Below are 11298 nucleotides of genomic sequence, written 5' to 3' on the forward strand. Positions count from 1 at the left end.
GTTTAGTTATTCATGATACAGATAATGAAGGAGCCACTGCACAAAATAACCATGATTATTTTAATAGAGTTTATGCAGGTGCTTCAGCACATTATTTTGTAGATTGGAATAAAGCTATTAAAACTATCCCTGAAAATGAAGTAGCTTGGCACGCAGGCTATACTGCTAATCATAAATTTTTAAGTATAGAAATGTGTGTACCTAAAAATAATAACCAAAGTGAGTTTAATAGAGTTTATGAAAATACTGTAGAATTAGCAGCTAATATTTGTAAAAGATATGGATGGAGTACAAAGGAAATATATAGTCATAGATATTGTTCTTATACTTGGCATGAAACAGACCATGAAGATCCTTATGATTTTCTTCAAAAGTTCGGTAAATCTTGGAATGATTTACTTAATGATATTGAAAAAAGAATTAATGGACAAGCTATTAACCCATTACTAACTGAAAATAAAATAAATGCTAATGCTACTATTAAAGTAAATAATAGTCTTAATGTGAGAGATTCAGCCTGGGGAAATATAATTGGAGAAGTATTTTCAAATGAAAGAGTAGAAGTATTAAATAGTAATGGAGATTGGTACTACATAAAATATAATACCCATAATGGAACTAAAAAGGGTTATGTATATAGTAAATATGTTAACTTAGATAAAATAAAAACAATTAAAACTGTTACTGCATCTTGCTTAAATGTTAGAGAGGTCGCATCCACTAATAGTAATATAATAGGACAAGTTTTCAAAGGTGAAAAAGTAGAAGTTAAATGGACAGTGCCAGGTTGGCATTACATAAAATATAGTACAAAAAATAGCTATAAAGAAGGCTATGTTTATGCTAACTATTTAATATAAATGTGATAGTAGGTAGTTTTGTTTTTATACAACTATCTACTGCCCCATACATTACCAAGTAAGATTTAATTAATCACATCGTGTATCAGCTTCATCTGCAATTTCTTTAATTATATTATAGACTATATTGGTTATATCATCAATTGATTTATATGATATAACCAATATAGTCATTAGATTTAATATCCTTTTCTTCTAAATTGTAATTACTTTTTAAATGTTCTGAATTATTTCTTTAACCTTGCTTTTTCCTCGTACAAATCTATTATTATTTTCTACTCTAATCCACATTGAAATTTTAACTATATTCTCTAAATTAGAGTTATGTATAGATAATTTATTTTTATCTACTTTATTAAATTTTGTTCTTCCATTGAAACTCTAGTATAATCTATTAACATTAAATCAATCTCCGAATTGATTATACCAAAAACGGTATAACAGAATAATTATGAAAATATGTTTTGGTGGTATATGTAAATGTAAAAATTCACTATTTAAACTTAGCTACTTCATAAAATTTACTTTTATTTGTACTCTTAGCTTGATGGTTATGGGGATGACTAAAGTCTTCATTAATAAATAAATTTTCTAAACAAACGATAGACAAACTATATGTTAAAATGTAGAAACTTTATTGGAATATATATGATAAAATGATTTATTGTAAAAAATATAGAAATATTTCTATTTTTTTGAGATAATTTTAGAGGATAAGCTATTAAGCTTAAAAAAGGAGAAATAGCAATGGATGAAATTTTAAAAATGAAACAGACAACTATTAATGTAAATGAGAAGGCAAATCTTATTTGGAATGTTGCAGATATAATAGGTCAAGGTTTATATAAGCCACATGAATATGGAAAAATAATTTTACCAATGACAGTAATAAAAAGATTTAATGATACACTAATGCCTACAAAACAGGCTGTTTTAGATATGTATGAGAAAGTTAAACATTTTGAAGTTAAAGATGGATTTCTAGAAAATGCTTCTGGGTACTCATTTTATAATATAAGCCCATTTACATTTACTAACTTAGTAGATGATTCAGAACATGTTGAAGAAAACTTTAGAGCATTCCTTGCAGGATTTTCAGAAAATGTTCAAGATGTTCTTGAAAACTTTGAATTTGATAAAGAAATTACTAAACTTGCTAATAACGGAATGTTATTTTTAATTATTCAAGAATTTAATAAAAAGAATTCCTATATGGGAGCAGATGTAATATCAAGTGCTGATATGGGATATATATTTGAAGAACTTGTTAGAAGATTCTCAGAATCATATAACGAACAAGCAGGAGCTCATTTTACAAGTAGGGATATTATATACCTCATGACAGATTTACTTATTGCAGAAGAAAAAGATACTCTTATAGAAGAAGGGGTTGTTAAAACTGTATATGACCAAACAATGGGTACTTCTCAAATGCTTGCGTGCATGGAAGAAAGACTAAAATTATTAGATGAAGAAGCAGAAGTATCTCTATTTGGGCAAGAACTTAATCCAGAAACTTATGCAATAGCAAAAGCAGATATGCTTATTAAAGGTGGAAAAGCTGATAATATGAGACAGGGAAATACATTATCAGATGATAAATTTAAAAATTATAAATTTGATTATTGTATTTCAAATCCACCATTTGGGATAGACTGGAAAGTTGAGAAGAAAGCAGTTGAAGCAGAAGCTAAACTTGGAGATATGGGAAGATTTGGAGTTGGACTTCCTAAAATAAGTGATGGGCAACAACTATTTGATTTAAATGGACTTGATAAATTAAAAGATATGGGAAGAATGGCTATAGTACACAATGGATCACCATTATTTAGTGGAGATGCTGGTTCAGGTTCAAGTGAAATTAGACGTTATATTATAGAAAATGATTGGTTAGAAGCAATAGTACAGTTAAGTACAGATTCATTTTATAATACAGAAATAGCAACGTATATTTGGATAATATCAAAAAATAAATCAGAACATCGACAAGGTAAGGTTCAACTTATAGATGCTTCAAATATGTATGAGAAAAGAAGAAAGGCTATTGGCAAAAAGAAAAATGATATTACTGAAGAATGTAGAAATATAATTGTAAAAGCATATGGAGACTTTAAAAATGAAAGTTACACATTTGGGGATAAAGTGTGCGAATCTAAAATATTTGACAATATAGATTTTGGCTATAACAAGATAGTTATTGAAAGTCCAATTAAAGATGAAGATGGCAATATAGTTAAGAAGAAAAATAAACCATTAGTAGATACATCAAAAAGAGACACTGAAAATGTTCCATTAATAGAGGATATCGATAGTTATTTCAATAGAGAGGTATTACCATATAATAAAGAATCATGGATTGATAAAACTAAAACAAAGGTCGGCTATGAGATTCCATTTACAAGATATTTTTATAAATTTGAAGAAGTTGAAAGTTCAGAAGATATAGCACATAGAATTAACGAACTTGAAAAAAACTTAATGTCGTCTTTAAGTATATTATTTGATAGCGAGGAAAAACATAATGAATAATAAATATAAAGATAGTGGTATAAAATGGATAGGTTATATACCTGAACATTGGGAAATTCAAAGAATAAAGTCTGTATTAGTTGAAAGGAAAGAAAACAATAATCCAATAAAAACTGAATTTATATTATCTTTAACTAATGATAGAGGGGTTATTCCTTATAATGATAAAGGAGATATTGGTAATAAATCAAAACAAGAGTTAACTGAATATAGACTGGCCTATCCTAATGATATTGTACTAAATAGTATGAATATAGTAATTGGTTCAGTAGGATTATCTAATTATTTTGGAGCAGTTAGTCCAGTATATTATATGTTGTATAAAAGAAATAAAGAAGATAGTATTAGATACTTTAATTATCTATTTCAAACAAAACCTTTTCAGAATAACTTGAGAGGATATGGCAATGGAATAATGGAGATAAGAATGAGAATTCAAATGTCAAAGTTAAATACTGTATTATTACCATATCCACCAGTAATAGAACAAAGAAAAATAGCAGATTATTTAGATAAAAAAATACATGAAATTGATAATATTATAAGAAATACGAAAATATCAATTGATGAATATAAAAAATATAAAAAATCTATAATAATTGAGGCCACTATAAAAGGAATACAAAAAGGAATCAACTTTAAAAAATCAAATATAGATTATTTAGGATATATTCCAGAAAATTGGATTGTAAGGAGATTAAAGTATGTTTTAACTCCATTATCAAGGGAGGTATTGGATACGGATGATGTTGTTACTTGCTTTAGAAACGGTGAAGTAACATTAAGAAAAAATAGAAAGGAAGAAGGATATACTTTTTCAAATACAGAAAATGGGTATCAAGGGGTTGAAGATGATGATTTAGTGATACATGGTATGGATGCGTTTGCAGGTGCTATAGGGATATCAGATTCTCGAGGAAAATGTTCACCAGTAGTTCATATTTGTGATAGTAAAGAAAATAAAAGATATTATATGTATTTTTTAAGAGCATTAGCACTGAATGATGTATTTATGGCATTATCTGATGGTGTAAGAATACGCTCAAGTGATTTTAGAAATTGGACTAAATTGGCTAAGTTTTTCGTAGTAGTACCACCTATAGAAGAGCAAGAAAAAATTGTAGAGTTTTTAGATAAAAAATGTAATAAAATAGATGAATTAATTAAACAAAAACAATTGTTATTGATAGAAATTGACAAATATAAAAAATCACTTATATATGAGTGTGTAACAGGTAAAATGGAGGTAAAATAGTGGATGATAGAGAGAAACGTTTTGAAGCAGATATAGAAAGTTACCTTATCACAAAAGGTGGTTATACTAAAGGCGATATGAGTACCTATAATAAGGAAAGAGCTATTGATATAGCTAAATTAATAGATTTTATAAAAGCTACTCAACCTAAGCAATGGGAAAGATATGAGAGAAATTACAAAGATGAATCAGAAAAGAAGTTATATAAAAGATTTAATGAGGAAATTGAAACTAATGGTTTAATTCATGTTTTAAGACATGGAATTAATGATAGAGGAGTAAAGATAAATATTGCTTATTTTAGACCAGAAACTTCTCTTAATGAACAGGTTATGGAGTTATACAAGGCTAACATATTAACTTGCACAAGACAGTTTAAATATTCAACAGAAAATGAAAACTCTATCGATATGGTATTATCTTTGAATGGTATTCCAATAGTAGCAATAGAATTAAAAAATCAAATAACAGGGCAATCAGTTCAAAATGCAAAAATGCAGTTTATGTATGATAGAAACCCTAAAGAGCTATGTTTTCAATTAAATAGGAGATTTCTTATATACTTTGCAGTAGATTTATATGAGATAGCAATGACAACACAGTTAAAAGGTAAAGAAACTTATTTCTTACCTTTTAACCAAGGTTCAAATGGAGCAGGAAATGTTGGAGGGGCAGGAAATCCTAAAAATGAAAATGGATATGTAACATCTTACCTTTGGGAATCTGTTTTAACAAAAGATGTGTTAATGGATATAATCCAAAGGTATCTTCATTTAAGTATAGAAGAAACAAATATAATTAGAGCAGGTAAAGAAACTAAAAAAATATCTAAAAAAATTATTTTTCCAAGATATCATCAACTTGATGTAGTTACAAAAATAGTTGATGATGTAAAGAAAAATGGTAGTGGAGATAATTATTTAATACAGCATAGTGCAGGTTCAGGAAAGTCAAATTCAATAGCGTGGTTATCATATAGACTTTCAAGTCTTCACAATGATAATAATGATAATGTATTTACTTCAGTAATTGTAGTTACAGATAGAAAAGTTCTTGATAGTCAATTACAAGATACTATATCAAGTTTTGACCATACTAAAGGTATAATTGAAACAATAGGAGAAGGAAAATCTTCTAAAGACCTTAGGGATGCGATAAATGATGGTAAAAAAATTATTATTACAACACTTCAAAAGTTCCCTGTTATATATAAAGAAATAGATGATAATACAGGAAAAAGATTTGCAATAATAGTAGATGAAGCTCACACAAGTCAAACCGGAAATAGTGCTAGAAAATTAAAGACAGCACTTGCAGATACAGAAGATTCATTGAGGGAATATGCTGAAATAGAGAATAAAGCTGAAGCTGAAATTTTAGATGATGAAGATAAATTGGTGAAAGAAATACTAAGTCATGGAAGACATAAAAACTTATCATTTTTTGCATTTACAGCAACACCAAAAGAGAAGACTTTAGAATTGTTTGGACAAAAGTATAGTGATGGCACATATCATCCATATCATGTTTACAGTATGAAACAAGCTATAGAAGAAGGATTTATTCTTGATGTATTAAAAAATTATATGACATATAAAACTTGTTATAAGATTGCAAAAGATACAACAGATAACCCGAAGGTACCAGCGTCAAAGGCTATGAAGACTGTTAGAAGGTATGCTTCATTACACCCACATAATTTACAACAAAAAACAGCTATTATATTAGAGCAATTTAGAGATATTACTAAAAATAAAATTGGTGGTAAAGCTAAAGCTATGGTAGTTACAGCTTCAAGACTTCATGCGGTACGTTATTACCACGAGTTTAAAAGCTATATAGAGAGAAAAGGATATAATGACTTAGATATATTAGTAGCTTTCTCTGGAGTTGTAAAAGACGGTACTGAAGAATATACAGAGGAAGGTATGAATAAACGTAAAGATGGCTTAACAATTAAAGAGAGTCAATTAAAAACAGAATTCCATACAGAAAATTTTAATATGTTAATAGTTGCAGAAAAATATCAAACTGGTTTTGATGAGCCATTACTACATTCTATGTTTATAGATAAAAATTTAAATGGTGTTAAAGCTGTGCAAACTCTTTCAAGATTAAATAGAACTTGTGCAGGTAAAGAAGATACTTTTATTCTTGATTTTGTTAATACAAAAAAAGAGATAGAAGAATCATTTAAGCCATATTATGAAGCTACTATTTTAGATGAAGAGATTAATGTAAATTTAATATATGATACAAAAACTAAGTTAAGACATTATAAGCTATATAACAATGAAGATATAGAAAAGTTTGTAAAAATACACTATAAAAATGGTAATCAAAATGCTACTGACTTAGGAAAGATGACAGCGTTATTAAAGCCAATAGTTGATAGATATAAAGACCTTAACGAAGAAAGTAGATTTGAGTTTAAGAAGACTGTTAGGAACTTTAATAAATGGTATGCTTATATAATTCAAATAGCAAGAATGTTTGATAAAGAGCTACAAAAGGAGTATGTATTTACAGCATACCTTGAGAAGTTGTTACCCAGAGCTATAGGAAAAGATATAGACTTAGAGGATAAGCTAAGACTTGAGTTTTACAAGTTAGAACAAACCTTTAAAGGTGATATTACATTAAATCCAACTATTGAAGATAAAACTTTAATAAATCCTAAGAGTATTGATGTTGGAGGGAAAACAGAGGATAAAGATGAGCTTTTAGAAAATATTATTATCAAAATTAATGATAGATTTAAGGGGATATTTACAGATGGTGATAAAGTAATTGTAGAAACAATTTATAAAAGATGTGTAAAAGGTAATAAGAAATTAACACAATATGCAAAAAAAAATGATTCAGAGGTATTTCAGCAAAGTATATTTCCAGAAATATTTAAAAAAATAGCTCAAGATTGTTATATAGAATCTATGGATTCTTTTGGTAAATTATTTGAGGATAAGAATTTTTATGATTCTGTAATGAAAGAAATAGCTAAAGAAACTTACAAAAATTTAAGAAGTAGATAAATAAAAGTGTGGGAGTGCTATATAATATATAGCACTTTCATACTATATATTGTGTGTTGTTATTATTATAAGTGGAGATAAGGTAATACGTGTAAAAAGCGGTAACTTGATGTAAATATTTAATAATTAACGCATAAATTAAATAATTTTAATTTTATTTCAAATAGTATACTATTTGAAACGTACCAAAAAAACATATATTTTTGTTCCAAAACTAAATTGAATTTGGTAAATTTATTCTATGAAGTTACCAGCTTTTCTAAGTATGACCTCCTCTCTCCTTATAGTATTAAAATATTATTTTTAAATATTATGAGTTATTTTTACATATGTATTTTAATAATTTTTTAAGAGTTTATTAACAGATATTTCTAATTATTTTTTATGAAATTTAAGTTACACCTTTTTTTACGTTTTATATTTTGCAAAACATAAAATCATTAAGTAATACTAATAATTACCAAATAATACTAGATAATACTAAGTAATTCTTAGTATTATAATTATTCTTATCAATTTAATATCAAAGTAATTCTTAGAAATACTTAGCATTACCTAATATAAAATAAGTGATACTAAAACTTATTTTAGTATCACTTATTATTTAAACTAAATTATTTCTATATGCTTTTTTACTTTTCTCAGAAATTTTATTACTTGTTTTTTCTACCACTTTATTTATTGTTATATCATTACCTAATTCTTGTAAAACTTCTTTTATAATATCTTTTATCTCTTCTTTTTTATATTGTTGATGTTTCTTAAAATCTGCTCTTATTAAGTCTTTTACATAAGTAGCAAATGGTTTATCTTGTCCCTCTGCCCATTCTAATAAATCAACTTCATTATCAGTAAATGGTACAGGTTTGCTTTTTATTTTAGCCATTAATTATCAAACTCCTCTTTAGCTATCATTTCATAAATTTTTTGATTTATAAACTGAACATCTTCATTTATCTTAGTAATTTTAAATTCTTTTTGCCAGTAGTTTATTGTATCATATGCTCCACCACCAACTAAATAAATTTTAGATACTTCTTTTACTTTAAAATCATTTTTAATATAAGATGCTATTTCTTTGATATGGCTTGATATTATTTTTCTTATATCTGAAATATCAACTTCTTCTTGGTTTACTATAATTGTTTTCTTATTGAATATTTTTTCTATATCTGTTGGTTTAAAATCAGTACCTTTATTAAGATTTAAATAACTTGCTATTTCTGCATACATTTTATACATACTTTCAGTATAAGTTGCACTATTAACTATACTTAAATCTTCCCAATGAGTAACATTTATTGTACCAGCACCGTTATCAATTACTATAACATTATCTTCTATATCTTTTAATATTGGATAAGCTCCTTCAATAAATATTAAAACATCTTCTATTTTTATAGTGTAATCAACTTCATCAACTGTTATTTGTTTTTGACCTAATTTTTTAATATGATTTTTTAACTTTTGTGCTATCAATTTATGTTTCTTTTCTGGAAGTCCTATAACTATATTTGCATTTATAAAATCTTCACCTTCACTACTTAATGCTATTGAGCTCAATAAACATATTTCATATTCTTTACTAAAGTATCTTTCATCTCCAGTAAATATAGCTCCTTCACCTACTATATAATTCATTCCTTCATAATTTATATAATGTACTTCTTTTTTAGCTTTACCAAAACTTACTTTTTCTCCAATTTTTACTCTACTTGCAAATTTACCACCATTAAATTTAGTGTATCCATTACCAATATCAATTCCAAATTTCATTTTTTATACCTCCACATATTTATATATATATTTTATATACTTTTTATATACTTACTTCTGTTTATATATATAATTTTAATACTTTTTATATACTTTGTAAATATATATTTGTAAATATATATTTAGTATATATATTTATTACATACTAAGTATATACATATATTTGCAAGTAATTATTTTATATTTACTTTATATATACTAAATAATTTTTATTTAAATTAAAGTATATACAAATTATATACTTTATATTATAATTAATTAAACAAGAAAATTATTACAAAAAATCACAATTCATTAATAAATTTAAATATTTAATAAAAACCAATAGAGTTATCTAAAAAGACAACTTGAAAACTTTTTTGAAATAAGTTATTATTAAGAAAAAAAGGAAAAGTAAAAACTCCAATAGCTAGTTAGTCGGCAAACTCATTTAGCTACTGGAGTTGAAAGAAACTTTTATCTTTAAATTATATATTAATTATAAATTTTAAAAATTTTTAAGTCAATAGTTAATGTATGTATTTAATTAGCTTCTTTCATTTTACTTTTTTCAAAATTTGAAAGGAGCTTTTTGCTATGAAAGTAAATTTAGAAGAATTAAAAAAATTAGGATGTGAATTTTATAAAAATCAAGAAGCAAATGAAAGTAAATTTATATCAATTCCAAAACAATTATATATATGTCCTTTTTATAAAAATTATTTAAGTCCAGTAACAAGAGAATTATATGCTTGGTTAAAAGATAGAATGAGCTTATCTGAATCAACTTCTAAAAAAGGTGATAAAAGATTTGTAGATGAAAATGGTTATATTTTTTTAATATATACAAGAGAAAATTTAATGAAAATTTTAAATGTTTCTAAACAAACTATAGCTGATTCTTTTAAAATTTTAAATGCATTAGGTTTAATTTTTGAAAAAAAAATGGGACAAGGGAAACCTAATAGAATTTATATAGGTAAAGTTCTATATATGAGTGAACATGATGCTTTAGAGCGTTTAGAATATTATAATAAACATGAAATTTTAACTAAAAATACTAATAAAAAATCATCAAATTTTCAGAAGTCTAAAAACTCTACTTCTAAAAGTAAAAAAATTAGACTTCTAGAAGTAGAAAATTTAGACGCTATTAATACTAATACTAATAAAACTGAATCTAGTAAGACTAATACAAGTAGTAGTAGTACGAAATCAAAAAGGGAAATTTTAACAAATATTTATGAAGAAGCTTTTAAACCCTTATCCAATTATATAAAAAATAAAATTAATACATATATAGAAAAAACTAATATAGATTTTGTAATAGAAATACTAAAGTATTCTATAGAGCATAATGCTAAAACACCTAGTTATTTTTTTAAAACTTTAGATAATCTTATAGAAAATAATATTAATACAGTGGAAGCTTTAGAAGTATCAATTACTAAATTTAATAAAAAAATTGAAAAGAAAAAGAAAACTTCTTCTAGATTTTCAGCTTCTAGTAATGAAAAAAAATTAAATTTTACCAATTATTCTCAAAGAGAATATGATTATGATGAATTAGAAAAACAATTATTAGAAAATAGTGGACAATGTGATAGAATTATAACTACTGATCCATTAGAAAAATATTTAAAACAAAAAGAAGAAGCAGAAGAAAATAATTATATTTTCTAGAATAGCTTTTAAATTAATATAATTGAATTTTAAAGCATTTTAATAGTGATTCCAATGCATTGCTAAGTATTAATTAAAAATGAGCTTAAATTTTATTTTAAAAGATAATAAAGTTATATATATTAAAAAAATCAAATTAAGAAAAAATTTATTTTTAAGTTATTTTTTGTAATTTAATATTTTT

General features: G+C 25.3%; 7 protein-coding genes. 5 read left to right on the plus strand and 2 right to left on the minus strand.

Annotation, left to right across the window (positions count from 1 at the left end):
* The 4 genes from GBZ86_RS08260 to GBZ86_RS08275 all read left to right on the plus strand — a co-directional run.
* Positions 1 to 860, plus strand: an 860-nt coding sequence (locus GBZ86_RS08260; protein ID WP_152889546.1) for an N-acetylmuramoyl-L-alanine amidase, incomplete at its 5' end; no start/stop codon positions are given.
* Positions 861 to 1607: 747 nt separating this feature from the next.
* Positions 1608 to 3389 carry a type I restriction-modification system subunit M gene (locus GBZ86_RS08265; protein WP_152889548.1) on the plus strand — a complete coding sequence of 594 codons (1782 nt, stop codon included), beginning with the start codon at positions 1608 to 1610 and terminating at the stop codon, positions 3387 to 3389.
* Positions 3382 to 4644 (plus strand): restriction endonuclease subunit S, encoded by a 1263-nt coding sequence (locus GBZ86_RS08270; RefSeq protein ID WP_152889550.1) that lies wholly within the window; start codon positions 3382 to 3384, stop codon positions 4642 to 4644. The genes GBZ86_RS08265 and GBZ86_RS08270 overlap by 8 nt, the downstream gene beginning before the upstream one ends.
* On the plus strand, positions 4644 to 7676 hold the full coding sequence (locus GBZ86_RS08275) for a type I restriction endonuclease subunit R (RefSeq protein ID WP_327444651.1): 3033 nt from the start codon (positions 4644 to 4646) through the stop codon (positions 7674 to 7676). Before GBZ86_RS08270 ends, GBZ86_RS08275 begins: the two co-directional genes overlap by 1 nt.
* A 604-nt stretch (positions 7677 to 8280) precedes the next feature.
* On the opposite strand, the gene GBZ86_RS08280 is transcribed toward GBZ86_RS08275, so the two are convergent.
* On the minus strand, positions 8281 to 8562 hold the full coding sequence (locus GBZ86_RS08280; RefSeq protein ID WP_152889552.1) for a hypothetical protein: 282 nt from the start codon (positions 8560 to 8562) through the stop codon (positions 8281 to 8283).
* Positions 8562 to 9452 (minus strand): ParM/StbA family protein, encoded by an 891-nt coding sequence (locus GBZ86_RS08285; protein ID WP_152889554.1) that lies wholly within the window; start codon positions 9450 to 9452, stop codon positions 8562 to 8564. Before GBZ86_RS08285 ends, GBZ86_RS08280 begins: the two co-directional genes overlap by 1 nt.
* 576 nt (positions 9453 to 10028) lie before the next feature.
* On the opposite strand from GBZ86_RS08285, the gene GBZ86_RS08290 reads away from it, so the two are divergent.
* Positions 10029 to 11114 (plus strand): DnaD domain protein, encoded by a 1086-nt coding sequence (locus tag GBZ86_RS08290; protein ID WP_152889556.1) that lies wholly within the window; start codon positions 10029 to 10031, stop codon positions 11112 to 11114.
* The last annotated feature ends 184 nt before the right edge of the window (positions 11115 to 11298 follow it).

Source organism: Clostridium tarantellae, from assembly GCF_009295725.1.
GTDB lineage: Bacteria > Bacillota > Clostridia > Clostridiales > Clostridiaceae > Sarcina > Sarcina tarantellae.